General features: G+C 64.7%; 27 protein-coding genes. 18 read left to right on the top strand and 9 right to left on the bottom strand.

All coding sequences use genetic code 11. From position 1 onward, the window contains the following. The first annotated feature begins 39 nt into the window (after nt 1-39). From ACSBOB_RS23140 to ACSBOB_RS23095, 10 genes are all read left to right on the top strand, one after another. Nucleotides 40-2,271, top strand: coding sequence for a RelA/SpoT family protein (locus ACSBOB_RS23140; protein ID WP_442578410.1), 2,232 nt, complete (start codon nt 40-42; stop codon nt 2,269-2,271). Nucleotides 2,272-2,291: 20 nt separating this feature from the next. Next, on the top strand, nt 2,292-2,870 hold the full coding sequence (pyrE, locus tag ACSBOB_RS23135) for an orotate phosphoribosyltransferase (protein WP_442578409.1): 579 nt from the start codon (nt 2,292-2,294) through the stop codon (nt 2,868-2,870). Beyond that, nucleotides 2,871-3,281: a holo-ACP synthase gene (gene acpS / locus ACSBOB_RS23130; protein ID WP_442578408.1), complete on the top strand. Its 411-nt coding sequence runs from the start codon at nt 2,871-2,873 to the stop codon at nt 3,279-3,281. Nucleotides 3,282-3,362: 81 nt separating this feature from the next. Then, a complete protein-coding gene (lepB, locus tag ACSBOB_RS23125) occupies nt 3,363-4,112 on the top strand; it encodes a signal peptidase I (protein ID WP_442578407.1) in 750 nt (249 codons plus the stop codon). 4 nt (nt 4,113-4,116) lie between these two features. Further along, the gene (gene rnc / locus ACSBOB_RS23120; RefSeq protein ID WP_442578406.1) at nt 4,117-4,824 is read left to right on the top strand and encodes a ribonuclease III; all 708 of its coding nucleotides are present in this window, start codon (nt 4,117-4,119) and stop codon (nt 4,822-4,824) included. After that, nucleotides 4,821-5,747, top strand: a complete 927-nt coding sequence (era, locus tag ACSBOB_RS23115) for a GTPase Era (protein WP_442578405.1) — start codon at nt 4,821-4,823, stop codon at nt 5,745-5,747. The genes rnc and era overlap by 4 nt, the downstream gene beginning before the upstream one ends. A gap of 74 nt (nt 5,748-5,821) precedes the next feature. Continuing rightward, nucleotides 5,822-6,577: an SDR family NAD(P)-dependent oxidoreductase gene (locus ACSBOB_RS23110; protein ID WP_442578404.1), complete on the top strand. Its 756-nt coding sequence runs from the start codon at nt 5,822-5,824 to the stop codon at nt 6,575-6,577. 44 nt (nt 6,578-6,621) lie between these two features. After that, nucleotides 6,622-7,374: a DNA repair protein RecO gene (recO, locus tag ACSBOB_RS23105; RefSeq protein WP_442578403.1), complete on the top strand. Its 753-nt coding sequence runs from the start codon at nt 6,622-6,624 to the stop codon at nt 7,372-7,374. Then, complete coding sequence (locus ACSBOB_RS23100) at nt 7,371-7,889, top strand: PaaI family thioesterase (RefSeq protein WP_442578402.1); 519 nt, start codon at nt 7,371-7,373, stop codon at nt 7,887-7,889. Before recO ends, ACSBOB_RS23100 begins: the two co-directional genes overlap by 4 nt. A gap of 22 nt (nt 7,890-7,911) precedes the next feature. Next, a complete protein-coding gene (locus tag ACSBOB_RS23095) occupies nt 7,912-10,794 on the top strand; it encodes a DUF2339 domain-containing protein (RefSeq protein ID WP_442578401.1) in 2,883 nt (960 codons plus the stop codon). Between the two features lie 72 nt (nt 10,795-10,866). On the opposite strand, the gene ACSBOB_RS23090 is transcribed toward ACSBOB_RS23095, so the two are convergent. After that, on the bottom strand, nt 10,867-12,063 hold the full coding sequence (locus tag ACSBOB_RS23090) for a calcium-binding protein (protein WP_442578400.1): 1,197 nt from the start codon (nt 12,061-12,063) through the stop codon (nt 10,867-10,869). Nucleotides 12,064-12,260: 197 nt separating this feature from the next. Further along, complete coding sequence (locus ACSBOB_RS23085) at nt 12,261-13,496, bottom strand: MFS transporter (protein ID WP_442578399.1); 1,236 nt, start codon at nt 13,494-13,496, stop codon at nt 12,261-12,263. A 226-nt stretch (nt 13,497-13,722) separates the two neighbouring features. On the opposite strand from ACSBOB_RS23085, the gene ACSBOB_RS23080 reads away from it, so the two are divergent. From ACSBOB_RS23080 to ACSBOB_RS23060, 5 genes are all read left to right on the top strand, one after another. After that, nucleotides 13,723-14,241: a sigma-70 family RNA polymerase sigma factor gene (locus ACSBOB_RS23080; protein ID WP_442578398.1), complete on the top strand. Its 519-nt coding sequence runs from the start codon at nt 13,723-13,725 to the stop codon at nt 14,239-14,241. Continuing rightward, nucleotides 14,238-15,032, top strand: coding sequence for an anti-sigma factor family protein (locus tag ACSBOB_RS23075; protein ID WP_442578397.1), 795 nt, complete (start codon nt 14,238-14,240; stop codon nt 15,030-15,032). Before ACSBOB_RS23080 ends, ACSBOB_RS23075 begins: the two co-directional genes overlap by 4 nt. A gap of 18 nt (nt 15,033-15,050) precedes the next feature. After that, a complete protein-coding gene (locus ACSBOB_RS23070; protein WP_442578396.1) occupies nt 15,051-15,419 on the top strand; it encodes a hypothetical protein in 369 nt (122 codons plus the stop codon). 227 nt (nt 15,420-15,646) lie between these two features. Next, nucleotides 15,647-16,078 (top strand): GNAT family N-acetyltransferase, encoded by a 432-nt coding sequence (locus tag ACSBOB_RS23065; RefSeq protein WP_442578395.1) that lies wholly within the window; start codon nt 15,647-15,649, stop codon nt 16,076-16,078. Between the two features lie 76 nt (nt 16,079-16,154). Beyond that, nucleotides 16,155-17,618, top strand: a complete 1,464-nt coding sequence (locus ACSBOB_RS23060) for a RimK family protein (RefSeq protein WP_442578394.1) — start codon at nt 16,155-16,157, stop codon at nt 17,616-17,618. A gap of 36 nt (nt 17,619-17,654) precedes the next feature. Here ACSBOB_RS23060 and ACSBOB_RS23055 read toward each other — a convergent pair whose 3' ends face one another. Further along, nucleotides 17,655-19,196, bottom strand: a complete 1,542-nt coding sequence (locus ACSBOB_RS23055; protein ID WP_442578393.1) for a phosphatase PAP2 family protein — start codon at nt 19,194-19,196, stop codon at nt 17,655-17,657. Here ACSBOB_RS23055 and ACSBOB_RS23050 point away from each other — a divergent pair. After that, entirely contained in the window at nt 19,152-20,207 is a 1,056-nt protein-coding gene (locus ACSBOB_RS23050) for a hypothetical protein (RefSeq protein WP_442578392.1), read from the top strand. The two genes, ACSBOB_RS23055 and ACSBOB_RS23050, sit on opposite strands and share 45 nt — an antisense overlap. A 21-nt stretch (nt 20,208-20,228) precedes the next feature. Here ACSBOB_RS23050 and ACSBOB_RS23045 read toward each other — a convergent pair whose 3' ends face one another. Together ACSBOB_RS23045 and ygfZ are read right to left on the bottom strand one after the other, a co-directional pair. After that, nucleotides 20,229-20,882 (bottom strand): hydrolase, encoded by a 654-nt coding sequence (locus ACSBOB_RS23045; protein ID WP_442578391.1) that lies wholly within the window; start codon nt 20,880-20,882, stop codon nt 20,229-20,231. Continuing rightward, nucleotides 20,882-21,757, bottom strand: a complete 876-nt coding sequence (gene ygfZ / locus ACSBOB_RS23040) for a CAF17-like 4Fe-4S cluster assembly/insertion protein YgfZ (RefSeq protein ID WP_442578390.1) — start codon at nt 21,755-21,757, stop codon at nt 20,882-20,884. Before ygfZ ends, ACSBOB_RS23045 begins: the two co-directional genes overlap by 1 nt. A 77-nt stretch (nt 21,758-21,834) precedes the next feature. On the opposite strand from ygfZ, the gene ACSBOB_RS23035 reads away from it, so the two are divergent. After that, complete coding sequence (locus ACSBOB_RS23035) at nt 21,835-23,166, top strand: dihydroorotase (RefSeq protein ID WP_442578389.1); 1,332 nt, start codon at nt 21,835-21,837, stop codon at nt 23,164-23,166. Nucleotides 23,167-23,172: 6 nt separating this feature from the next. Here ACSBOB_RS23035 and ACSBOB_RS23030 read toward each other — a convergent pair whose 3' ends face one another. The 4 genes from ACSBOB_RS23030 to ACSBOB_RS23015 form a co-directional block, all read right to left on the bottom strand. Further along, nucleotides 23,173-23,985 carry a hypothetical protein gene (locus tag ACSBOB_RS23030; protein ID WP_442578388.1) on the bottom strand — a complete coding sequence of 271 codons (813 nt, stop codon included), beginning with the start codon at nt 23,983-23,985 and terminating at the stop codon, nt 23,173-23,175. Between the two features lie 73 nt (nt 23,986-24,058). After that, nucleotides 24,059-24,316 carry a hypothetical protein gene (locus ACSBOB_RS23025; protein ID WP_442583805.1) on the bottom strand — a complete coding sequence of 86 codons (258 nt, stop codon included), beginning with the start codon at nt 24,314-24,316 and terminating at the stop codon, nt 24,059-24,061. A 132-nt stretch (nt 24,317-24,448) separates the two neighbouring features. After that, nucleotides 24,449-24,826 carry a TIGR02301 family protein gene (locus tag ACSBOB_RS23020; RefSeq protein ID WP_442578387.1) on the bottom strand — a complete coding sequence of 126 codons (378 nt, stop codon included), beginning with the start codon at nt 24,824-24,826 and terminating at the stop codon, nt 24,449-24,451. A gap of 64 nt (nt 24,827-24,890) precedes the next feature. Beyond that, nucleotides 24,891-25,301: an NUDIX hydrolase gene (locus tag ACSBOB_RS23015; protein WP_442578386.1), complete on the bottom strand. Its 411-nt coding sequence runs from the start codon at nt 25,299-25,301 to the stop codon at nt 24,891-24,893. Nucleotides 25,302-25,435: 134 nt separating this feature from the next. Between ACSBOB_RS23015 and ACSBOB_RS23010 the strand changes: the two genes are divergently transcribed. After that, the gene (locus ACSBOB_RS23010) at nt 25,436-26,209 is read left to right on the top strand and encodes an SOS response-associated peptidase (RefSeq protein ID WP_442578385.1); all 774 of its coding nucleotides are present in this window, start codon (nt 25,436-25,438) and stop codon (nt 26,207-26,209) included. Nucleotides 26,210-26,211: the final 2 nt, after the last annotated feature.

Here is a 26,211-nt window from a genome sequence, read left to right as displayed (position 1 = left end):
ACGCGGCGCATGTTTTTTTGTGGGTGCGGACGTTGAGCCATGATGCGTCAATATGAGCTTGTCGAGCGCGTTCAGCGCTACAAGCCCGACGTCAACGAAACCCTGCTCAACAAGGCCTATGTCTATGCCATGCAGAAGCATGGCCACCAGAAGCGCGCGTCCGGCGACCCGTATTTCTCGCACCCGCTCGAAGTCGCGGCGATCCTGACCGACATGCATCTCGACGAGTCGACCATCGCGGTGGCGCTGCTGCACGATACGATCGAGGATACGTCGGCCACCCGCCAGGAGATCGACCAGCTTTTCGGACCGGACATCGGCAAGCTTGTCGAAGGTCTGACCAAGCTGAAGAAGCTCGACCTCGTCTCGAAGAAGGCCGAGCAGGCGGAAAACCTCCGAAAACTGCTGCTGGCGATCTCGGAAGACGTCCGCGTCCTTCTGGTCAAGCTCGCCGACCGGCTCCACAACATGCGCACCCTCGACCATGTGCCGGAAGCCAAGCGGCTACGCATCGCCGAGGAGACGATGGAGATCTATGCGCCGCTGGCCGGCCGCATGGGCATGCAGGGCATGCGCGAGGAATTGGAGGAACTCGCCTTCCGCCACATCAATCCCGAAGCCCATCGCATGGTGACGGCGCGGCTGACCGACATATTCGAGCGCAACCGCGGCGTGGTCGCCGAGATCGAGGCATCGCTGTCGGCACTGTTCGACAAGCGGTCGATCAAGGCCAAGGTCAAGAGCCGCCAGAAGAAGCCCTGGTCGGTATTCCGCAAGATGGAATCCAAGGGCCTCTCGCTGGAACAGCTTTCGGACTTGTTCGGCTTCCGGGTCGTCGTCGATACCGTCGAGGATTGCTACCGCGCGCTGGGAGCGATCCACACGGCATGGTCGGTGGTGCCGGGCCGCTTCAAGGACTACATCTCGACGCCGAAGCAGAACGACTATCGCTCGATCCACACGACCATCGTCGGCCCGTCGCGCCAGCGCGTCGAACTGCAGATCCGCACCTATGAGATGAACACGGTCGCCGACTACGGCGTCGCCGCGCATGCGCTCTACAAGGACGGCAGGACGAAGGTGAACGGCGCCGCGCATTCGATCTCTAAGGAGACGAATGCCTATGCGTGGCTGCGGCGCACCATCGAGCAACTGGCGGAGGGCGACAATCCCGAGGATTTTCTCGAAAATACCAAGCTGGAGCTGTTCCAGGACCAGGTCTTCTGCTTCACGCCGAAGGGCATGCTGATCGCCCTGCCACGCGGCGCCACGCCGATCGACTTCGCTTATGCGGTCCACACCGAAGTCGGCGATTCCTGCGTCGGCACCAAGATCAACGGCCGGATCATGCCGCTGATGACCGAGCTCAAGAACGGCGACGAGGTCGAGATCATCCGCTCGAAGGGGCAGGTGCCGCCGGCGGCCTGGGAGGCGATCGTCGTCACCGGCAAGGCGCGCGCCGCGATCCGCCGCGCTGCCAAGAACGCCATCCGCAAGCAATATTCGGGGCTTGGCCTGCGCATCCTCGAGCGCGTCTTTGCGCGTGCCGGCAAGGAGTACACGAAGGAAAGGCTGAAGCCGGTGCTGGCGCGGCTGGCCCGCAAGGATGTGGAGGATGTGCTGACGGCGGTGGGCCGCGGCGAACTCGCCTCCAGCGACGTGCTGCGCGCCGTCTATCCCGACTACAAGGAAGAGCGCGTCACCACGCCATTGCCGACCCGCCGCGAGGAAGGCTGGTCGAAGATCCGCAACGCCGCCGGCATGCTGTTCCAGATACCCGGCCGCGCCGCGCGCAAGGACCGCAAGGAGCAGAAGGACGACGGCGCCGTGCCGATCCGCGGCGTGCGCGGCGACCTGCCTGTGCGTTTCGCGCCGGATGGGGCGGTGCCGGGCGACCGCATCGTCGGTATCGTGCAGCCCGGCGTCGGCATTACCATCTATCCGATCCAGTCGCCGGCCTTGACCGATTTCGACGACCAGCCGGAACGCTGGATCGACGTGCGCTGGGACATCGACGAGAGCAACCGCGAGCGCTTTCCGGCCCGCATTTCGGTAACGGCGATCAACGCGCCGGGTTCGCTCGCCGAGATCGCCCAGACGGTCGCGGTCAACGACGCCAACATCCATTCGCTGTCGATGGTGCGCACCGCGCCGGACTTCACCGAGATGCAGATCGATCTCGAAGTGTGGGACCTGAAGCACCTGAACCGGCTGCTGTCGCAACTGAAGGAATCGCCCGCCGTCAGCGAGGCGAAACGGGTCAACGGCTGATTGATGTCTGGGGAGTACGAATGAACACGGACGAAGTCTTGTCGATCTTCCGCGAGGCGGGGGCGGTGCTGGAAGGGCACTTCATCCTGACCTCCGGGCTGCGCAGCCCGGTCTTCCTGCAGAAGGCGCGGGTCTTCATGCATGCCGACAAGACCGAGCGGCTTTGCCAGGCGCTGGCCGCAAAAATCCGGGAAACCGTGCCGGGCCGCATCGATTATGTCGTCGGGCCGGCGGTGGGCGGCCTGATCCCGGCCTACGAGACCTCGCGCCACCTCGGCGTGCCGGCGATCTGGGTCGAGCGGGAGCAGGGCGTCTTCCGCCTGCGCCGCTTCGAGATCGAGAAGGGCGCGCGCGTCGTCATCGTCGAGGACATCGTCACCACCGGACTGTCGATCCGCGAGACGATTGCATGCCTGCGCGAACTCGGCGCGGAGGTGCTGGCCGCCGCCTGCATCATCGACCGTTCCGCCGGCAAGACCGATGTTGGCGTGCCGCTGGTGGCGCTCGCCGAATACGAAGTGCCCGCCTATCCCGCCGACAATCTGCCGCCGGAGCTTGCGGCGATCCCGCCGATCAAGCCCGGCAGCCGGAACATCTAGATGATCATCGGCATCGGCAGTGACCTGATCGACATCCGACGCATCGAGAGTTCGCTCGACCGCTATGGGGAGCGTTTCGTCAAGCGCATCTTCACCGATCTGGAGCAGGCCAAGGCCGAGAGCAGGCGCGAGCGCGCCGCGACCTACGCCAAACGCTTCGCCGCCAAGGAAGCATGCTCCAAGGCCCTCGGCACAGGCATGGCGCGGGGCGTGTTCTGGCGCGATATGGGCGTCATCAATTTACCGAGCGGCAGGCCGACCATGCACCTGACCGGCGGCGCGGCCGAACGACTGAAGTCCATGCTGCCGAAACACCATCGCGCCGAGATTCACCTGACGATTACTGACGATCATCCGCTCGCTCAGGCATTTGTGATCATCGAGGCACTACCCGCCGAACAACAGCCATGATTATGGCATTGAAGGCGGCCGCGCGGCGTTGCTCCGCTTTGCGCTAGCCCTTATACCGGAACGACGACGACCGAGGACGACATGAGCGTGGCCGAGAAGACTGTGAAGAAATCCGGAGGGCTTGGCGAGACCGTCAACGTCATCATCCAGGCGCTTATACTCGCCCTCGTCATCCGCACGCTCCTGTTCCAGCCTTTCTCGATTCCCTCCGGTTCGATGCGGCCGACGCTGCTCGAGGGCGACTACCTGTTCGTCACCAAATGGGCCTACGGCTACTCGCGCTATTCGCTGCCGTTCTCGCCGAACCTGTTCTCCGGCCGCATCTTCGGCAGCGCGCCGGAGCGCGGCGACGTGGTGGTGTTCAAGTTCCCGCCGAATCCTTCGCTCGACTACATCAAGCGGGTGGTGGGCCTGCCGGGCGACCGCATCCAGATGCGCGACGGCCAGTTGTTCATCAACGGCGAGGGTGTGCCGCGCGTCAAGACCGGCACCATCGACAACCCGGACATCACCGAGGAGAACCGGCCGATCGACGTCTATCGCGAGACGCTGCCCAACGGTGTCTCCTACGACACGCTCGACCTGACGCCGAATGGCATCGACGACAACACCCGTGAATATGTCGTGCCGCCCGGCCATTATTTCATGATGGGCGACAACCGCGACAATTCCAGCGACAGCCGCCGTTCGGTGGGCTTCGTTCCCGAGGAAAACCTCGTCGGCCGCGCCAACATCATCTTCTTCTCGATCGCCGGCGGCGCCAGCCCGCTGGAGATATGGAAATGGCCGACCGAGATGCGGCCGACCCGCCTGCTCAATTTTGTCAGATAGGGCGATGGGGCTGAAACGGCCGACGGGAGATGCGCTCGCACTTGCACTGCGCGACCGCACGGGCCACAGTTTTCGCGATGTTGCCCTCCTGCAGACGGCGCTGACGCATTCCAGCGCGGTCAAGGCCAAGACCAACAACGAACGCCTCGAATTCCTTGGCGATCGCGTGCTTGGGCTGGTGGTGGCCGAGATGCTGTTCGCCCTGTTCCCCGACGCGCGGGAAGGCGACCTGGCGCCGCGCTTCAATGCGCTGGTCGATGCCCGGACCTGCGGCGCGATCGGCCTCGAACTCGGCCTCGACCAGCTCATCCGCGCCGACGCGGCGCTGAAGGCGGGCAAGGGCGGCAACTACCTGTCCGATGCCGTCGAGGCGCTGATCGCCGCGATCTATCTCGACGGCGGCATGGAGCCGGCAAAAACCTTCATCCTGCGCTATTGGGAACCGCGCTCGCGCGGCGTCATCGACAAGCCGCGCAATCCGAAATCCGAATTGCAGGAATGGGTGGCGCAGGCGAATGGCGCGCGACCCGAATACGTCATAGAGAGACGCGAAGGACCGGACCATCAGCCGGTGTTCACCGTCGCGGTGAATGTCATTGGTTTCGCGCCGTCGCGCGCCAGCGGTCCGTCGCGCCGTGCCGCCGAGGAAGCGGCCGCAACAGAATTCCTCCTGCGCGAAGGCGTGTGGAGCGGAGAAAGTGCAACATTATGAGCGACACTCCGGTCACCGAGACTCCAGTCCCCGAAACCCATTCGGGCTTCGTCGCGCTGATCGGCGCGCCCAACGCCGGCAAGTCGACCCTGGTCAACCGGCTGGTCGGCGCGAAAGTCTCGATCGTCACCCATAAGGTGCAGACGACGCGCGCCATCGTGCGCGGCATCGCCACGCACGGGCAGGCGCAGATCGTCTTCGTCGACACGCCCGGCATCTTCAAGCCGCGCCGCCGGCTCGACGAGGCGATGGTGACGACCGCCTGGGGCGGTGCCAAGGACGCCGACGTCGTCATGCTTCTGATCGATGCCGAGCGGGGCATCCGCGGCGACGCCGAGACGATCCTGGACAATCTTAAGGGCGTGCGCCAGCCGAAGATCCTGATCCTCAACAAGGTCGACCGGGTCAGGCCCGAGGCGTTGCTGACCATGGCGAAAGAAGCCAACGAGCGCGCCGAATTCCAGCGCACCTTCATGGTCTCGGCGCTCACCGGCGCCGGCTGCGACGACATCCTCGCCTATCTCGCCGCATCGCTGCCGGCCGGCCCCTGGTACTATCCCGAGGACCAGCTTTCCGACCTGCCGATGCGCCAGCTCGCCGCCGAGATTACGCGGGAAAAACTGTTCCTGCGCCTGCACCAGGAACTTCCTTATTCCTCACATGTCGAGACCGAGCGCTGGGAGGAAAAGAAGGACGGCTCGGTGCGCATCGAGCAGACCATCTACATCGAGCGCGAGAGCCAGAAGAAGATCGTGCTGGGATTGAAGGGCGAGACCATCCGCGCCATCGGCCAGGCCTCGCGCAAGGACCTTGCCGAGATATTGGAACAGCCGGTCCATCTCTTCTTGTTCGTCAAGGTGCGGGAGAATTGGAGTGACGATCCGGAGCGTTTTCGCGAGATGGGGCTGGAGTTTCCACGATAGGGTCTGCCGAGATTCAGCGCTCGACGCGTGAATATCAATAGACCTTAGCCGCGCGGACGGATCGGGGAGCGGACATGAGACTTGCAGGCAAGCGGGCGCTGGTCACCGGCGGTTCGGACGGCATCGGGCTGGCGATCGCCACGGCATTCCGCCGCGAGGGCGCCAGCGTGACGATCGTCGGCCGCAGCGCCGAAAAGCTGGATGCCGCGCGCCGGCAGATCGGCGAGGCCCATGTCTTCGAAGCTGACCTCGCCACCCCGGAGGGCGTGGAGGCTGTCGCCGGCGAGTTCGAGCGCCTGGACGAAAAACTCGACATCCTGGTCAACAATGCCGGCGTCGCCTATCTCGTCGCCTTCGACACGGTGACGCCGGACCAGTATGCCAATTCTTTCGCGCTCAACGTCACCGCGCCCTTCTTCCTGACCCAGAAACTCCTGCCGCATCTGGCTGAGGGCGCCTCGGTCATCAACATCTCGTCCTATTTCGCCCACAAGATGATCCCGAAACGCCCGTCCAGCCTTTATTCGCTGTCGAAAGGCGCGTTGAACTCGCTGACCAAGTCGCTCGCCTTCGAACTCGGCCCGCGCGGCATCCGCGTCAACGCCATCGCCCCAGGCACGGTCGACACGGTGATGCGCCGCAAGACCGTCGACAATCTGCCGGAAGCCGCCAAGGCCGAACTCTCCGCCTACGTCCAGCGCAGCTACCCACTCGGCCGCATCGGCCGCCCTGACGACCTCGCCGGCATCGCCGTTTATCTCGCCAGCGACGAGGCGGCTTGGACCAGCGGCGCTATCTTTTCGGTCGACGGCGGTTATACGGCGGGGTGAGCCCTCCTTGATCTCGTCGCTCTTTCCGTGAAAGTCTCCGCCGCATGGAATGGCGCGACGAAGGCATAATCCTTGGCACCCGCCGGCATGGCGAGACGTCGGTCATCCTCGAAGTGATGACGCGGGCGCATGGCCGCCATCTCGGCATGGTGCGCGGCGGTCGTTCGCGAAAGCAGCAGCCGGTGCTGCAGGCGGGAAACCGCGTCGACCTGGTCTGGCGGGCGCGCCTCGACGAGCATCTCGGCACCTTCCAGGCGGAAGCCATCGAACTCAATGCGGCGCGGCTGTTCGACAGCGCCGTCGCCGTGTTCGGCCTGCAGACCATTGCCGGTCATCTCAGGCTGATGCCCGAGCGCGACTCGCATCCGGCGCTCTACGAGACGCTGGCGCTGCTGATCCGCCATCTCGACCAGCCGCTGCTGGCCGGCGAACTGGTGGCGCGGTTCGAATTGATGGTGCTGGAGGAACTGGGTTTCGGCCTCGACCTCTCGGAATGCGCGGCGACGGGCGTGCGCACCGACCTGGTCTACGTATCGCCGAAATCCGGGCGCGCCGTGTCGCGCGAGGCAGGCGCACCCTGGCGCGAAAAAATGCTGGTGCTGCCGGATTTTCTCGCAGCACCCGCCCGGCGCGCCGATCCCGTGGCGATCGACCACGCCTTCCGTCTGACCGGCTTCTTCCTGGCGCGGCACGTCTATGAGCCGCGCGGCATTTCCGAACCCGAGGCGCGCGCCGGTTTCCTGGCGGCGCTGCGCAAGCTGAACGGCGCGGCCGCGCCCGGAGAACACGCCGCATGAGCGAAGTCGAATTGTTTCCCGGCCATGTTTCGCGACTGGGGCTGGGCACGATCCCGCGCGAGGATCTGGCCGGCCAGCCGGGTCTTGTGCTGCTGCAAAAGCTGATTGCCGGCGAATATCCAGCGCCGCCGATCGCCGGCACGCTCAGTTTCGCGCTGACCGAGGTCGAGCCGGGCAGGGCGGTGTTTCGCGGCCTGCCCAATGAACGCCATCTCAACCCGCTCGGGGGCGTGCATGGCGGCTGGACGGCCACCATCATGGATTCGGCGCTCGCCTGCGCCGTCCACACCACGCTGGAGGCAGGCGAGGCCTACACCACCGCCGAGTTCAAGATAAACTTCCTGCGGCCGATCACGCCGAGGACCGGCGAAGTCATCTGCGAAGGCCGGGTCGTCCATCGCGGCCGCACGCTTGCCGTGTCGGAGGCGACGCTGAAGGATCAAGCCGGCAAACTTCTGGCCTTCGGCACCGAAACATGCTCCATCTTCCCTGCCGCCAGTCTGGCCGGCCGATAGCAAAGTCTGTGGGCGAGGGCGGATGTTCGACAGTTTTTTCGGCATGCTGAGCGCCATCGGCGTGGTGGCGCTGATTGTCGTGGTTGCCCGCCAGCATTCGCGCATCGGCCTGCTGGAGCGCGAAATCGGCGCCTTGCGCTCCTTCATCCTGTCGTTGCCGGACGCGGGCAAGGCGAAATCAGCCGCCGCCGCGTCGGCAGGCCACACCGCGTCAGCAAGCGCCGCATCCTCTTCTGCGTCGACGGGCACTGCATCACCGCCTGTCGCTACCGACGCGATCCCCGCCGAAGCTGCTGAAGCCGCACCCGTCGGCCCTGTCGGCGAGACGGACACGGCTCCGACCGATGAACCCGGCCTCGCCGCCTTGCGTCCCAAGCCGGCCGAAGCAGCGCCCTCCGAAGGCCTTGTGGAAACGACCGCTTCGGCCGCCGCCTCCGTCGAGGTCGGCGACACCGTGCGGAGCGCTGCCGGCACTGAGGCAGCCGGTGCTGCCGGGCAGGCGGCAAAACCTGCCTCGCCCCCGAAAGCAGCGCTAAAAACACCCGACCTCGAAACCGCGCTCGGCACGCGCTGGGCGGTCTGGGTGGGCGGCGTCGCGCTGGCGCTGGGCGGCATCTTCCTCGTCCGCTATTCGATCGAGGCCGGCTGGTTCGGCCCTGGCACGCGCCTCGTGCTGGCCGGCCTGTTCGGCCTTCTCCTGATGGCGGCCGGCGAGTTCATCCGCCGCACCGGCTTCAGCATGCCCATGCCTGGTGCTGCCGGCGCCTATATCCCGGCGATCCTCACCGCCGTCGGCGCCTTCACGCTGTTCGGCACGATCTACGCCGCGCATGGCATTTACGGCTTCATAGGGCCGGGCCTGGCCTTCGTGCTTCTCGGCGTCGTCGGCGTCGCCACGACGGCGCTGGCGCTTATCCACGGGCAGGCGTTGGCCGGTGTCGGCCTGCTCGGCTCATTCGTCACCCCGATCCTGGTCGCCACCCAATCGCCCAATCCCTGGGCGCTGTTCGGCTATCTGGCGGTCGTGCTGGTCTCCTCCATCGCCATCGCGCGCATCCGCCGCTGGCGTTTCCTCGCCACCGCCGCCTTCTTCGGCACCGGCTTCTGGTGTGTCGTCTACATGGCCGAGATGACGCCGGTCGACCTGACGATCGTCCTCTTCATAAACCTCGTGATGCTGGCCAGCCTTGCCCTTCTGTGGCCGGACAGCGCGCCAGACGCCGCTGCCAGGACCGGCTACCGCGCTTTCCCCGCCGCGATCCCCGCCTTTTTCGTCGCGCTCGCAGCCACGGCGCTGATGGTCGATCCGGCGTTCCAGGCGGTCCGCGGCGTTCCCGCAGGCACTGCGCTGTTCGTGCTGATGGTGGCGCTGGCCGGCTGGCGCGCCGAGGCGCTGCCGCTGCTGTTCGGCGCCGGCATCGCCGTCAGCCTCGTTTACCTGCGCATCGGTCTTGCCGGCTCATTCGATTTCGAGATGATGGGCGAGCCCGTCTCCATCGAGGGTTTTGCGGCCGTCTCCTCCGTCGATGCGCTGTTTTATCCCGGCATCCTGCTCTCGGCCGTCTTCATCGCCGCCGGCCTGTTCCAGGCGCGGCGGCTGGTCGCCGCCCGGCGTGCTGGCGCCGCCTCCTGGGCGGCGTTCGCGGCAATCGTGCCGTTCGTCTCGGTCTGTTCGCTCTGGCTGTCACTTGGCAACCCGGAGCTCGATTTCCACTACGCCGCCGCCGCCTTGCTGCTTGCCGTCATCCTCGCAGCCGGTGCCGAGACGGTCGCCCGCGCAGAGCAGCCGGCATCGGCCGGTGAACCCGCGGTCTCCTTCCTGCTTGCCGGCGCGGGCGCCGCACTTGTCGCCGCCATCCACATGGCTTTCGGCCCGGCGCCGACAACCATTCTCGTCGGCGCGGCTGCCGTCCTGCCGGCGCTGGCGACGCGCTGGCGCAGCTATCCGGCGCTCGGCTGGCTGTCGGCGGCAGCCGTCGTCGTGGTGATCATCCGCGCGGCGATCGACCCCACCATCGTCGGCGCTGCCGCCCTCGGCACGACGCCGGTTCTTAACGCGCTGCTGCCCGGCTACGGCATTCCGGCGCTGGCCTTCGCCTTCTGCGCCTGGCAGTTGGCCCGCACCACCGGCGGCCGGCCGCGCCAGGCGATGGAAGGCTCGGCGATCTTCTTCGGGCTGCTGACCGTCGCGATGCTGGTGCGCCACGCCATGCACGGCGGCATATTGGACACCAGCGAAGCGACGCTGGCCGAGCAGTCGATCTATTCGCTGCTTGCGCTTACCGCCGGCGGCATCCTGATCTCGCTTGACCTGCGCGCGCCGAGCTCGGTGCTGCGCTACGGCTCGCTGTTGATCGGCGTGCTGTCGGTGGCGATGATCGTGCTCCAGCATTTCCTGCTGGTCAATCCGCTGTTCACCAACGAATCGACCGGTGCGATACCGGTATTCAACCTGCTGTTCCTCGCCTATCTGCTGCCGGCCTCTGCTGCCGCGCTGCTCGCCTGGTATGCGCGCAACCGCCGTCCGCCCTGGTATGGCATGATGCTGGGCATCGCCGCCGCGGCCCTCGCCTTCACCTATGCGACGCTGTCGGTGCGCCGTGTCTTCAAGGGCGAGTTCATCGGTTTCTGGAGTGGGCTGGAGCCGCTGGAGACCTACACCTATTCGGCGCTGTGGCTGGTCATGGGCGTGGCACTTCTGGTCATTGGTGTGCGCACCGGCTCCTTCATCCTGCGCGCCGCCTCCGGCGCCCTGATCGCCATCGCCGTGGCAAAAGTCTTCCTGTTCGACATGTCGGAACTGGAAGGCGTGCTGCGTGCGCTGTCCTTCATAGGGCTCGGCGCGGTGCTGATCGGCATCGGCCTGTTTTATCAGCGGCTGCTGACGAGAGCAGCCGCGCGATAAGCGATAAAATCATTCAATCGTTCCCCGCGGCGGAAAGCCGGGAGAGGGCTTGCGACGCCCTGTGGAAGACTATCACACCACCTCGAAGGCGCTCGCCGTCAGATCGGGCGCGCCGATCAGATTGGCGAACTTGACGTTGCCGAAAGCCGCGCCCGAACCGTCCGCGTCGTAGTAGAGATTGCCGGTAACGGAGTTGTAGATGATGCGATCGTTCGCATCCTTCGGGCCGTCATTGAAAATGTTGAAAGCCGCGAGCGCGCCGGCCGGCAAAGCGGTGAAGACCGCACTATCCAGCCGGATCGTGTCGGCTGCAGAAAAATCGGCGATCTTGTCGTAGCTGCCCGAATTGCTTGGCGCAGTGTCGAAGACGAATGTGTCGTCGCCGCTTCCTCCGACAAGCGTATCGAAGCCCAGACCGCCGATCAGAATGTCGTTTCCGCCGCTGCCGTCCAGTGTATTCGACCAGTCATCGCCTACGAGCGTGTCGGCAAACGAAGAACCGGTAAGACCTTCCAGGCCGTAGTAGGTGTCACCCTCCGCATCATTGGTATTTGCGAGTGGGTCGGCCAATGATGCGAGCACGGCTTCCTTCGAGCCGCGATACGACGCGATATCGAAGCCGTCACCCCCGCTGAGCAGATCGGCGCCGGAGTATCCGATGAGAATATCGTCTCCCCCGGCGCCTTTCAATTCGTTCTCGCCGGCGGTCCCGATCAAGGTCTGGCTGAACTCGTTTCCAATCAGCCACAAATATTTCGTGGAGTTGAGATTGTTGGAGGTGAGTTTCTCGACTTCAACGCCGGGTTCGAGTTCGTAGAAGTTGTAATCCCCCCTCAAGCTGATTGCCACATGATCGAATCCACCGCCGACGGCTTCCCTGACATCGTCGAGCTGATTGTCGACATGGTAGGTGTCGTTGCCGGTACCACCTGCCATTGTGTCGACTTTTCCACCTCCATTGATGGTGTCGTTGCCCAGCCCGCCAAAAAGAGTGTCATTCCCTGCGGTGCCGACAACGGAAAGGTTTGATCGTGAGGTGTTGAAGATAAAATCTGCTTCCGTAAGCGTGTAGTTTTCGACTGTGAGATGCTCAAGGACGCTATTGTATAAGAATCCTACTTCTGTTCCGCCCTTGTAGAACTGGATGTTCCAGGAATCGAACTGATCGAAGGTGGCAATGTTAAACGCTGAGAAGTCCAGCCTGTCGCCGGCCTGAAAGTTTGAAATCACTTGTGGCGCGAACCAGCGCTCGAATTTGTATATTGTCATGCAAAAGCCCCGGCTGCCCAGCTTCAAAAATAGGTTTTAGATCGAAGCGAAGTAAGTGGGTGCCGGGAGCCGCGTCTTGCGATGGTTAACCTCGAGTGCATCTCGTCATCCTGACGTGCGAGCCCTCTCGAACGTCAACGATCCTGTGCGAACTTGAATGGCGAGCCTGGAAGGACGCAGCAATAGCGTCCCGATATCTACTCCGCCGCCACCAGTCCCGGCCGCTCCACCGCCTTCTCCCGGATCGGCCAATGCACGATCGCGGCAAAGATTCCGAGCGCCACCCCCAGCCACCACACCGGATCGTAGGTGCCGAACTGGTCGTAGAGATATCCGCCCAGCCATACGCCGAGGAACGAGCCAACCTGATGCGACAGGAAGACGACGCCGCCCAGCATGGCGAGGTGGCGCGTGCCGAACATGATCGCCACCAGCGAATTGGTCGGCGGCACCGTGGACAGCCACAGCAGCCCCATGACGATGGCGAAGACGATGACGCTGGTCGGCGTCTGCGGCAAAAGCAGGAAGGCGGTCACCGCCACCGAGCGGGCGAGATAGATCAGTACGAGGAATTTCGGCTTGGGATAACGCTGGCCGATGAAACCCGAGGCAAGCGAGCCGATGATGTTGAAAAAACCGATCAGCGCCAGCGCGATGACGGCATAACGCGCGGGAATACCGAGGTCGCCGATATAGGCGGGGAAATGCGCGGTGATGAAGGCCACCTGAAAGCCGCAGACGAAGAAGCCGGAGACGAGCAGCAGATAGCTGGAATGGCCGAGCGCCTCGCGCAGCGCCTGGCCTGCCGTCTGCTGGAACGCCGCCTGCGCCTTTTGAGCGGCGTGCGAACTGCCGGCGAGCGGCATGGCGAGCACCGGGATCACCAGCATGGCAATCGCCATATAGACCAGCGTGTCCGACCAGCCGAAGGCGTCGATCATGCCCTGGCTGAGCGGCGCGAACAGGAACATGCCGGCCGAGCCCGCCGCGGTGCCGATGCCGAACACGACCGAGCGCATTTCCGGCGGCGTGTGCCGCGCGAAGGCTGCGAGCACGATCGAGAAGGAGCCGGCCGCCACACCCATGCCGACCAGCACGCCGCCGCCGATATGCAGCATGGTCGGCGTCGAGGCCGTCGCCATCAGCATCAGCCCGGCCGCATAGATGATGCCGCCCGCCGCCAGCACCCGCCATGTGCCGTAGCGGTCGGCGATCGCCCCGAAGAACGGCAGGCTGAGCCCCCAGAACAGGTTCTGGATCGCCATCGCCAGGCCGAAGGTCGTTCGGTCCCAGCCCTTTTCCGCCAGCATCGGAAGCTGGAAGAAACCCATCGCCGAGCGCGGCCCGAAGGTCAGCGCGGCGATGATGCAGCCGCAGGCGATGATCAGCCAGGGAAAGGGCCGCGATGCGGCGGTTGCGGTCGTCGACGTCATGGGCGGTCCTCCGATCGGCACAACCTAGACGATTTTCCCGGACCTCCCGAATGAATAGAATCGACGCATCGTTCATTTTCCTTGATGGATAGGGAAGATTTCGGCCCGCGCCGGCGTTTGCACTTATGGCAGCACCCGGTCCGCAATCGACCGGCCAAGCGCGGGCTTGCGCAGAGACGCGAATTCGGATTTGACGGCGGCGGAACGGGCGGTGCGAGCGTCGCGGATGGACGACAGACGAAGAGCGATCCTGGAGGAGATCCCGCGGCTGCGGCGCTATTCGCGCGCGCTGCTGCGTGACCGCGACCGGGCGGACGACCTCGTCCAGGACTGTCTCGAGCGCGCGCTGGCCCATCTCGACAACTGGCGCACCGGCGAAAGCCCGCGCAAATGGCTCTTCACCATCATGCATCACATCTTCGTCGACCAGATGCGGAAGGACAAAAGGCGCGGCGAGTCCGCCATGCTGCCGCTAGACGGTTTCGAGGCGATGGCGGTGCCGGCAGAGCAGGTGGAGGACGCAGGCTCGCGCGAGGTTCTTCAGGCGCTGCAGACGATCAGCCCCGAGCGCCGCGCGGCGATCCTGATGGTCTCGGTCGAAGGCTTTTCCTATGCCGAGGCATCCACGATCCTCGGCGTGCCGGCGGGAACGCTGATGTCGCGCATAGCGCGCGGCCGCGACGATCTTCGCGCTCTGCTCGACGACGGCGCCCGCCGCCGTGCCATCAGGGTGGTAGACCGATGAGCGCGCGCGATTTCACCGACCGCGACATCCATCTGGCGCTCGACGCGGAACTGCCGGAGGACGAGCGCGCCCTGTACCAGTCCTGGCTCGACGCCAATCCCGACATGAAGGCGCGCGCTGGCCGTTACGCCGACGATCTGTCGCTGATCCGTGGCGCAGTCTCCGGCATCGAGGAAGAAGCTGTGCCCGCGCGGCTGGCCGCGATCGTCACCGGCGAGAGCGAGCCTGCGCGGCCCGCCATCCGTTCCGCCTGGTGGCGGCAGGCCGCCGCGGCCGCGCTGATCTTCGTCGTCGGCGGGGCGGCAGGCTATTTCGCGGCGGTCGGGTCGGTGGGAGAAGCTGCGGCGCCCGCCGACCGCCTCGCCGACAGCGCCATCGGCGCCTATGTCACCTACGCCGTCGACAAGTCGCATGCGGTGGAGGTCGAAGGCAACGACCGCGATTATCTGCAAGGCTGGCTGTCGAAGCGCACCGGCCTGAAGCTGGTGGTGCCGGACCTGTCGGCGCAGGGTTTTGAACTGCTCGGCGGCCGCATCCTGCCGGACGGCCACTCCGCGGCGGCGTTGCTCGTCTACAAGGACCCGAACGGCAACCAGGTGTCGATCTATCTGACGCCGGAGCCGAAGATGAAGGCGAAAGGCACCTACGCCCAAGGCGATGGCGGCCCCACCGCCATCTACTGGCTGGACGAGGGGTTTGGCTGCGCCATCGTCAGCACCGCGCCGAAAGACGTGCTCGACGCCGTCGCCGGCAACGCCTGGCGGCAGCTGAAGGAAGGGCTGGCGAGCTAGGCCATGCCCAGATTTCAGATGCAGATCGAGACACGGCACCCGATCCTGTTTCTGTCCGACGCATCGCCCAACGTGACCGTCCCGGAGGTCACGGGAGAGTCATTCGTTGTGGCTTCGGAGGATTGTCTCTGTTTCTGCGTGCTCTCCTTCGTCGATGGAGCCTCCCTCGTCACCGTGACCGACCGGGAAGACGATTTAGGCGGAACGAAAATGTTCAGCGGCAGCCTGTATGCGTCGACCGGCATCCTTGCGGTCAGCGATAGTGAAGCATTTGAATATATTCGTATTCCCGTTCCTGTTGGACAGGTGTCGGTCGATGTCTGGGCAGATGACCACGGCAACACCGAACGGGTCTGGATAAAGCTGGGCGCCATCCGTAACCATTGAAACGCCGGACATCGGTGCGTGTTGATTCAGCCTGTTCCATACGCGTCACAATTCAGCCCAAATCCGGGAGCGAAAGCGCGTACGATGCTGGCGCGGAAACTTGTCCTGGCGGCAAATTGTTTGCTTGAGTCCTCACTCCGCGACGAGGTTTTCCGGCCCCGATGTCCCTAAAAGTTCGTCCGGCCAGTGCGTCCGATCTCGACGCCCTCGTGGCGATGGAGGAGGCCGTGTTTGACGCGGACCGCATCTCCCGGCGCTCGTGGCGAGACCTGCTCTCCAGCAGGACCGCGATCGTGCTTGGCGCCGAAAGGGCAGGGCAGATCGCCGGCTGCTGCGTTGTGCTTTTGAGGAAGCGCAGCCGCAAGGCGCGGCTCTATTCCATCGCCGCGGCACCTGGCCAATCCGGCGTCGGGGGCAGGCTTTTGGCGGAGGCAGAGCAGGCGGCGCATGCCCGAGGCGCGGCATCGATGCGGCTGGAAGTGCGCGAGGACAATCTTCGCGCCATCGGTCTCTACGAACGATTCGGTTATCGCCTGTTCGGCCGCAAGCTCGACTACTACGCCGACGGCGCGACGGCCCTGCGTTTTGAGAAGCCGCTCGCCCTGCAGCCGTTGCTCGGAACACCGCCCCAGGCCGAACACGGAACGACGCCGCCGTGACCGCGTTAACCGCTGCCGTGCCGCTTCCACAAAAATCCGCCCCTTTGCCGCAACGCTCTCGCAAACGGAATTTTCGATGACCTGGGTCATCCTCACCGGCCGCAACAGCGATCTCGACCAGGTCGACACGCCGCACAAGATCATCACCAATCGCGACTATCTCGCCCACCCGGCGCTGTTCGCCGGCCAGCGGCCGAAGGTGATCAACCTGTCGAACAGCTATGCCTACCAGAGCCGCGGCTATTACGCCTCGCTGCTCGCCGGCTCGCGCGGCCACAAGGTCATCCCGACCGTCGAGACCATGATCGACCTGTCGGAGCGGAAACTCTACGAGCACGCTCTGCCGGAGCTTGAGCTGGCGCTCAACAAATGCCGAAAGGATCTCGGCGGCGCCTTTCCCGCAAAGGTCTCGTTCTTCTTCGGCATCGGCCCGTCGAAAGCCTGGGACCGGTTTGCAAAACTGCTGTTCGACTGGTTCCGGGCGCCCGCCTTGGAGATGGCGATCAAGGACAGCCAGCAATGGGCGTCGATCCACCGCATCGGCTTCCATCCGCTTGCCCGCCTGACGCCGGAGGAGAAGCCGCGTTTCCTCGCCAGCCTGCAAGCCTACACCAGCCGCGAATGGCGCGACACCAAGGCGCGTACGCCCGCGCGCTACAGCTTTGCCACGCTGATCGATCCCGCCGAGCAGTTGCCGCCCTCGGAGATCAGCTCGCTGCGCCACTGGGCGCGCATAGCCGAAAAGATGGGCGTCGAGGTCGAGCCGATCACCAAGCGGGATCTGGCGAAACTCGCCAATTACGACGCGCTGTTCATCCGCGAGACGACGGCGATCTCCAACCACACCTATCGCTTCGCCCGCCGCGCCCAGCAGGAAGGCATGCCGGTCATCGACGATCCGCTGTCGATGATCCGCTGCACCAACAAGGTCTATCTCAACGAGTTGATGACCTTCAACAAGGTGCCGGTGCCGCCGACGGTGATGATCGCCGGCCCGTCCGACTTCCAGCTCGCTGCCGACACGCTGGGTTTCCCGCTGGTACTGAAAATCCCCGACAGCTCGTTTTCGCGTGGCGTCAAGAAGGCGTCGACCTTCGAGGAGTTGAAGACGCTCGCTGTCGAGTGGCTCGAGGATTCCGATCTGCTGATCGCCCAGAAATTCATTCCGACCGAATATGACTGGCGGGTCGGGGTGCTCGGCGGCCAACCGCTGTTTGCCGTGCATTATCTGATGGCGAAAAAACACTGGCAGATTGTCAACCACAAGGCCAACGGCAAGCCGGACCAGGGCGGCATAAAGACCTTTACGCTGAAGGAAGCGCCGCCGCATGTCGTGGAGACGGCGGTCAGGGCGGCACGCTGCATCGGCGATGGGTTGTACGGCGTCGACATCAAGGAGACCAGGGACGGCGTCTTCGTTATCGAGGTCAACGACAATCCCAACCTCGACCACGGCTGCGAGGACACCGGCGAGAAGGACGAAGTGTGGGTGCGGCTGACCCAGTGGTTTCTGGACCGCCTGGAGCGGCAGGGGCGATAGCTTTGCCGCCGCCGTCCTCGGGAGATGCCGCCGCTCTTATAAACGTGTGGACTCCGGCAGCGGCCTTGCCCGCGCGGCTGTATTTGCAGCGGCCGGCCTGAGCGCGGTCCCGGCGGCGAGCCTTGCCCTCAGAAAATACAATCCGCTCACCCACCAGATCGCTCCGACGATGGCGATCGAAACATAGCCGTCGATGGCATAGTGCCAGCCTGTATAGACCGAGCCGAACAGGATGATCGCCAGGAATGTCCACGCCGCCACGCCGAGGCTGCGTTGCAGGCTGCCGAGAAACAGTGCGTTGAGCGTCGCGATCGCCACATGCATGCTTGGCATCGCGGAGATGCCGGTGCCGAAGGCCGCACTGCCGCCGTGGTAGCTGTCGAGCAGGTAGCTTGCGAAACGGGTCACGGTTGCCGCGCCGTCGCTTGCCCCCAACTCGCCGAGCAGCGCGGCGAAGCGCTCGCCGCCGTAGAACCTGTCATAGAAGATCGGGCCGACGGACGAGAATGCCGCCGCCGTCAATGTGCCGGCCACCAGCACCGTTGCGGCGAAGGCCCAGAGATACCGTTCCTTGCGCGCGCCGCCTTTCCACATGGCGACGAACAGCAGGGTGCCAAACCACTGGCCGAACCAGACGATCGAATAGAAGAATTCCATGAGCGTCGAGGTCGGCTGGCGCGGCAGGCTGTGCGGCCACCGCCATGGCGCCCCGCCGTGCAGGACTTCGTCCCAGTCTGCGAGATAGGGGTCGGCGTAGAACGGAACGAGGTTCGGTATATTGGTCTTCAAGGTGGTGTAGGCGGCGACACCCAGCAGGAAGACGACAACGATCTTCGCGGCTTGCCATGACGCGTTTGCGAGCATCCGCTTCGCGCCGTTCAACGGCGCCGCGGGATTTTCCATGAAACCGGTGATGCCGACTGTAGCGGCAAGAACCAGGGGCAGGGAAAGGCCGAACACCATGGCGAACTGCCAGAGAACCGCCGCGTAGTCTTCCGGAAAAGCGATCGCCGCGGCCGCTATGTAGGCCGCGCAGCAAATCCCGAGAAACGGCAAGGAACTGGTCCGCACGGCGCGCCGGGCTGCTCTCGAAATTCGTTGGCTTGCCGCCAATCTAGCAAAAAGCCGGTGTTTGCGAGAGTGCTTTGATGCAGGCCGTGAATTGTCGGCGGGATCGATGTCACCTTGGCTGTTCCGGCGTACTGCCCGGCGGCTGCGGTCGACTTTGTAAAAAATGGGAAGCGAATCTCGGGCGTCGAGACGCTCGAATTCGCCGGCGAGGAAATCTCCATCGACGATGTGGAAACCGTGCTTGCACGTTCCCCGATGGTTTCGGAAATGGAGTTCGGCTGAAACCCGGTTACGTCCGTGACGGCGCCCGCCCAGGGCGGGTGCCGTCACGATCCGCCCGGCAGATATTGCGCTCATTGTTACATTCTCCACATTGTTATTGGAACTCGCGACATTTTCCGGTTTCCATCCTGCCGTAATCCTCCCAGCCCGGTGGTGCTGGAACCGGTGTGGAGAAGGCGGATGATCCGATTCTGGGAGGTTTTCCGATGCGCCGGTGTCGATCACGACCCGCGCCATCCGGGCATGGTCATCCCGTTCAACGGTTCCAATCTGGTCGCCGTGCAGGTCGACAAGGAGAAGGCCAGGCTGATTTCCGACAGCACCGCTCTCAAGATCGATGACGTGGATACGGCCGAGATGATCCGGGCTCGGACAGCGAAATACACGGAGCTTTCCCAGCCAGGCACCGATGCGAAGCTGGCCAAGGCCTACATGCCCGACGATATCCACGCCACGGTCCGCTACTATCGCATCACCGGCAAGCGCAAGGTCGACTTCAAGGCGCCGGCGAAGCTGCAGGTGACGGTCGACGGCAAGCGCAAGACCGAGATGCCGGTCGTGGTGGTCGATCTGGTGACGGTCAAGGTCGCAATCAGAGACCTGCGGGTCTATGACGAGAAGCGCACCCTGAAATTCCACAGCTCCCGGCCGGCCGAGGTCGTCAGGGAGATGGCCGTGGTCAATGAAATCTGGACACCGCAGGCGCAGATGGTCTTCGAGACCTTCGCTGCGCCGCAGCCCGCGATCATTGACGACACCGACCCGAAAATCCGGGAGGCGATCCGTGCCGGGCTGGGCCAGCGGACAACGGAATTCTCCAATCTCGGCGAGAACATCGACCCCGAGAAACTCAAAACCCTGTTTGCGCCGCTCCGCGTTTCCGGCGCCGACGTCACGGTGTTCTTCGTGGAAAAGGTCATCGGCAGCGACGGCCGCTCCGTGAACGGCAGGGCGATCTCAAGCCATGCGATGGTCTTCATCGCAGCCAACCATGACCATTCCACGCTTGCTCACGAACTCGGCCATTTCCTCGGCGGCACGCGCAAGAACGGCGAGTGGGACGGCCTCGATCACACCTACGACATGCAATATGACGAGAAGACCAAGAAGATGCAGATGACGGACGAGGACGTTCGCATGCTGATGCGCGACGGCGGCGCCGGCTACAAGATCCCGTTCAACTTAGTCGAGCCGTTCCGCACTTTCAAAGCGCGTATCGGGCAGAAGGCGAAGTAGTCGGTCAGGAGCGAGACGTGGTCAGCCCGGCAGCGAAAGCGTCGGAACCGTTGGGCCGGCCGTTGCCGTCCGCTCCTTCTCGATCGCCGCGAAGCGTTTCAGGAAAGCGGCCTGCACGGTCTTTGCCGGGCGCAGCGCCAGGTCGAGCCGGTCGGCCGAAATCCCGTTCGGCCGGCCGAAATAGCGCACCGCCTCCGTGGCTGCGAAGCCGGCGAGCACCGTCGCCTCGAAATAGGCGGCCACCTGGTCGGCGCGCTTGATCGCCGCTTTCGTCTTCTCGTCGAGCTTTGGCGGCAGCCCGAAGCGCAGGTGGATCGCATGCTGCAGCCGCAGTTCCACCGCCTTGTAGTCGCCGCCCACCACCGCCTTGAACGGCGAAATCATGTCGCCGATGACATATTCCGGCGCATCGTGCAGCAGCGTCGCCAGGCGCTGGTCGGGCGAGGAGCCCGGCGCCTGTTCCCGGAAAATCGCCTCGACCAGCAGCGAATGCTGCGCCACCGAAAACGCGTGGTCGCCAAAAGTCTGGCCGTTCCAGCGCGCCACCCGCGCCAGCCCATGCGCGATGTCGGAAATCTCGATGTCGAGCGGCGAGGGGTCGAGCAGGTCGAGCCGCCGGCCGGACAGCATGCGCTGCCAGGCGCGCGGTGGCGCTCCCGTCCGGTCCGCCGCCATCAGGCTTCCTCCGCGGGCGCTTCCTTCGGGAAGTTGAAACCCGCCCAGGCCGGTATCTCGAGCGACAGCGGGACATCGCCGGCCGTGATCGCGACGCCGTCGTCCATCGCCGCCTTGACCTTGTCGATGCGCGCAATGGCGATCGCCGAGCGCCCCGCCGTCGATCCGAGCGTGCCGACGGAACGCCCTCCGGCCAGGATGTCCGTGCCCGGTGGCGGCAGGTCCGCTTCGGCCGTGGCGACCAGCACGCGCCGCCGCGCCGTGCCGCGGTGCTGCATGCGCGAGACAACCTCCTGGCCGACGTAACATCCCTTGCGAAACCCCACGCCGCCGTTCTGGTCGAGCAAAACATCGTGCGGAAAAACGTCATTCAGGGCAAAATCGCAGCCGCTCTCGGCTATGCCGTTAACAATGCGGAATCTTTGCCACTTCACGCGGTTGTCATCATCGCCCGCGGCGCTTGCGCCGTATACGCGCCAGACCTGGAGAGGATCGGCGAATCGCCGGTCGCGCATCGCGCCGGCAGGCGTTGATTCGGTTTGCGAGGCGTTTGAATCGTCTCCCCACGAAACCTGCACAAGCTGTTGATCGCGCTTCCTGATTTCCACCTTGGCGCGCAGCCGGTAAAGCATCAGCCGGCGCACGAAATCGTCGGCGATGTCGGCCCGGCACTCGATCAGCAGCGCATTTTCGCCGTCGCGCGCAATCAGGAAATCGAACAGGATCTTTCCCTGCGGCGCCAGCAACGCGCCGGGTTTCGCCTCGCCGGCCGCCAACTGGTCGAGATCGGTGCTGACGATGTTTTGCAGCAGGTGTTCCGCCTCCGGCCCGGAGACGGAAATCAGCGCGCGGTCGTCGAGGAGGGCAGTCGGCATGAAACGGGCCTTGGCTTGCAATCGGCAGGGTCATTACGTAAGCCCCGGAAAACCAGCGGACAAGAGCGGCGGACGATATGGCGGCGACGTACGATTTGATCCTGACAGGCGGCACCGTCGCCAATCACGACGGCGTCGGACGGCGAGACCTCGGCGTCAGTGGCGGGCGGATCGCAGCGATCGGCGACCTGTCCGGCGCCAGCGCCGGCGAGGCGATCGACTGCACAGGGCTTCACATATTGCCCGGCGTCGTCGACAGCCAGGTGCATTTCCGCGAGCCCGGACTTGAGCACAAGGAAGACCTGGAAACCGGATCGCGCGCCGCGGTGCTCGGCGGTGTCACCGCCGTCTTCGAGATGCCGAACACCAATCCGCTAACCAGCAGCGAGGCGGCGCTCGCCGACAAGATCCAGCGGGCGACCGGCCGTATGCATTGCGACTTCGCCTTCTGGGTCGGCGGCACGCGCGACAACGCCGACGACGTCGCCGAACTGGAACGGCTGCCGGGCGCGGCCGGCATAAAGGTATTCATGGGTTCGTCCACCGGAGACCTGCTGGTCGAGGACGACGACGGCGTCTTTTCCATTCTCAAAAACACCCGTCGCCGCGCCGCCTTCCATTCCGAGGACGAGTTCCGGCTGCGCGAGCGTGCCGGCCTGCGCGTGCCCGGCGACCCGTCCTCGCATCCTGTGTGGCGCGACGAGATCGCGGCGTTGCGCTGCACCGAGCGCCTGGTTTCCATCGCCCGCCGCGCCCGCGCGCGCATCCACGTCCTGCACATCTCCACGGCCGAGGAGATCGATTTCCTGCGCAACCACAAGGATGTCGCGACGTGCGAGGCGACGCCGCATCACCTGACGCTGACTGCCGACGACTATGCGCGGCTGGGCACGCTGCTCCAGATGAATCCGCCGGTGCGCGAGAGCCGGCATCGCGACGGCGTCTGGCTGGGCGTCGCGGACGGCGTGGTCGACGTGCTCGGTTCCGACCACGCCCCGCATACGCTGGAAGAGAAGGCGAAACCCTATCCGGCGTCGCCGTCGGGCATGACCGGCGTGCAGACGCTGGTGCCGGTCATGCTCGACCATGTGAACGCAGGGCGGCTGACCCTCGAGCGCTTCGTCGATCTCACCAGCCACGGCCCGAATCGCCTGTTCGGCATGGCCGGCAAGGGCCGCATCGCCGCCGGCTACGACGCCGATTTCACCATTGTCGACCTGAAGCGCTCCGAGACGATCACCAACGCCAAGGCCGGCTCGAAGGCCGGCTGGACGCCGTATGACGGCAGGCGTGTCACCGGCTGGCCGGTCGGCACGGTGGTGCGCGGCGTGCCGGTCATGTGGGAAGGCGACATCGTCGCGCCGGGCAGGGGGCAGCCGGTGCGGTTTTCCGAAGCGCTGCCTCTATAGAGGCCTCTACTCCCCCGCGACGAAGAACGCCCACTTGCCCTGCGGCGTGATGCCGACGCGGTAGAAGATGTAGGAGCCGAAGTTCTTCATCTCCTCATAGTCGCCGGCCGTCACGATCTTGAACAATTCGACCCGCTGCGGGCCGGTCAGCTTGTCCAGCGGCACCGCGAAGAAATACGGCCAGACATAGAGTTCATCCGGCTTGCCGGCGTCGAGATGCACATAGCCGGCCGAAAGCACTTCCTCGAGAATCGCTAAAATCTCCTGTCCGTCCTCGTCGCCGGCAAGGCTTTTCAGATAGTCGATCGGGTCGCCATCGACGGTGATCAGCGACAGCTGGGTCATGTCGTCGCCCATGCCGATCAGCGGCCTCAACTTCTCGATATCGCCGCTCTTGGTAACTTCGAGGATCTGGTCGCGCAGCCGCTTCACGTCGGGCGGCAACTGGCTGAAATCGTAGAGAACCTCCGGCACCGGCTCGTTCGGATCGCGCGGGCTGGTGACGTCCGGCTGGTTGGAATCGGCGGGCTGGGTCGCGTCGTCCGGATCGGCCTGGTCGGGCTTGGCCGGATTCTCGGACGTTGTTGGAGAAAGCGGATCGGGCAGCGGAACCGATTTTTCCGTGTCATCGCCCTGTGGCGACGCGGGGGAGGTCGGCGCTGGAAGCTCCTCGCGCTTGATCTCGCTCAGCGCGAAGGCCGGCGCACTCGAAAGGGTGAATGCCAGGCAAAGGCCGACGCACAACAGCACCGGCCGGAAGGTGCTGACGATATCGGCGCCCGATGCAGAACGCGCCCTGGCGGCCGCCAAAAACCTCATCACAAGACCATCTCCGCAAACACGACGCCCGCCCGTGCCCCTTATAGCATGGGCCGGAAGTTTGCGTGACGACTCAATGTCGCGACTGGGACGGAGCGAAATCGCCGGCGACGACTCGCTCGCGCATACGGTCGATAAGCGTCAGCGTGACGGTCTCGCCGCTGCAGCGGAAGATCTCGCAAAGCGCCGTTGCAAGCGCAGCTTCCGCGATGATGTCCGTCTCGATGCCGGCCGAGAGCCCTTCGGCCCAGGCTTCCGTGTGGCATTCGACCGCGGTCAGGCGCTTTTCCTCGCGCACCAGCGCATCGATGTCACTCGTATTATGCTCGATACTCACATCCACACCCTTCAAACCCGTGACCGCGAGCGGCCAACTTGATTCAAATTTTTAATGTCCCGTTAAGAGTCCTATCACAGTTGTGCCGCGCTGCACGCTCGCATTGGCGAAAAAGTTAACACGGTCCTAATTTCCCTGGCGGGCGGCGATTTCCCGTGACAATTCCTCGCCTTCCTTCATGTAGCGGCTGATGGCTTCCGTGGCTGAGGCGGTGCAACTCGTATAGTTGTCGGCAAACGATCGGTAGCCGCGATTGAAGCGCGCCACGAAGCGTTCCCGCCGCGCCGGGTCGGGATTTTCGGCGGCGAGCAGCTTTTCCATCTCGCCGCGCCACCGGTCGCCCGTCTCGCCGCATAGGCTGCGCAGGAAATGCAGCGACCCCAGCACCTCGGAAAGCCGCAGCAGGCCATTCTCATAAGGACTCTCGGAGGCTCGCCCCATGCCTGGCGCTGCCACCGTCAAGGCCGCTGCAAGCCCAAGCACCGCCGCTGAGATTCGTCCCATCGCAAATCTGTGACGGATCATTTTGGCGAGGACAAGGCAGCCGGCGCGTCTTTTCTTCGCGATTTCAGCGGATTGCGAGCAACTGCTCAGCGATCTCCTCGATCGTGTCCGTCAGCGGCAGCGCCCGCAATTCGCCGAGCGTGAAGAACGCCGCTTCCTCGGCGTCGCTGGCGCTTACCGGCTCTCCGCCGACATGGAACGCGGAAAACACCTGAAGGCGGAAATGGACCGGCGCGTCACCCTTCGCGCCGCCGACCAGCAGTTCGACCACCGGGCTCAGCGGTCCGGCCTGCAGCCCCGTTTCCTCGAACAGTTCGCGCCGCGCCGCTTGCTCCAGGGTCTCGCCCGCTTCCACCCGTCCGCCGGGGAAGGCATAGAGCCCGCGCGACGGGGCCCCGCCGCGCTTGACCAGCAACACCCGTTCTCCGCGCACCAGCGCGACCGAAACGGCGGGGATCGGCGAAGGTCCGGTCATGCTGTCACCTTTGCGACGATGCGGCAGGGTAGGGTTGCGGCGGGCTCGAGCGAATCCCACACTATGCATGTCCGGATTCTGAGTCTCGAGGGCTTAGACAGTGAATCGGGCGGCAGGATCAACGGAGAAGCCGCATGTGCGGACGATTTACCTTGATGGCCAGTTGGGAGGAGGTCGTCGCCTATATGGGATTGCTGGAGGTGGAGCCGTTTCCGCCCCGCTACAACATCGCGCCGACCCAGCCGATCCTGATGGTCATTGCGGCCGAACCGCGGCAGCCGGGATCGAACCTGCCCGACCGGCGCGCCATGCTGGTGCGCTGGGGTCTGATCCCGCGCTGGGCGAAGAACCCGAAGAGCCTGCCGCTGCTGATCAATGCCCGCTCCGAATCGGCGGAGGAGCGCGGCACCTTCAAGGTGGCGCTCCGTCATCGCCGTACGCTTATCCCGGCCAGCGGCTTCTATGAATGGAAGACGGTGGGCAAGGAGAAGCGGCCGTTCTTCCTGAAGCCCCGCGATGGCGGGCTGGTCGCCTTTGCCGGCTTGATGGAGACCTACGCGGATCCGAACGGCTCGGAGATCGACACCGGCGCCATCCTGACCACGGCGGCCAGCGCCGACATTGCTCCTATCCATGACCGCATGCCGGTCGTCGTGCGGCCCGAGGATTTTGCCCGCTGGCTGGACTGCCGCCGGCTGGAGCCGCGCGACGTGGCCGACATCATGCGGCCGGCCGAGCCTGGCCTGTTCGAGGCGATTCCGATCTCGGACCGCGTCAACAAATTCGCCAATGTCGGGCCGGAAATCCAGGAGCGCATCGCCGATGCGCCGCCTCTGGCGGTCGAACCGCAGAAGCCTGCAAAACCGCCTGCCGCGCCGAAGGACGACGGCCAGTTCAGCCTGTTCTGAAA

It is taken from the genome of Mesorhizobium sp. KACC 23794 (genome assembly GCF_052180275.1).
In the GTDB taxonomy this organism is placed as follows: Bacteria; Pseudomonadota; Alphaproteobacteria; order Rhizobiales; family Rhizobiaceae; genus Kumtagia.
The sequence above is the reverse complement of the archived record's forward strand: the minus strand, read 5'-3'. Positions and strand labels throughout refer to the sequence as shown.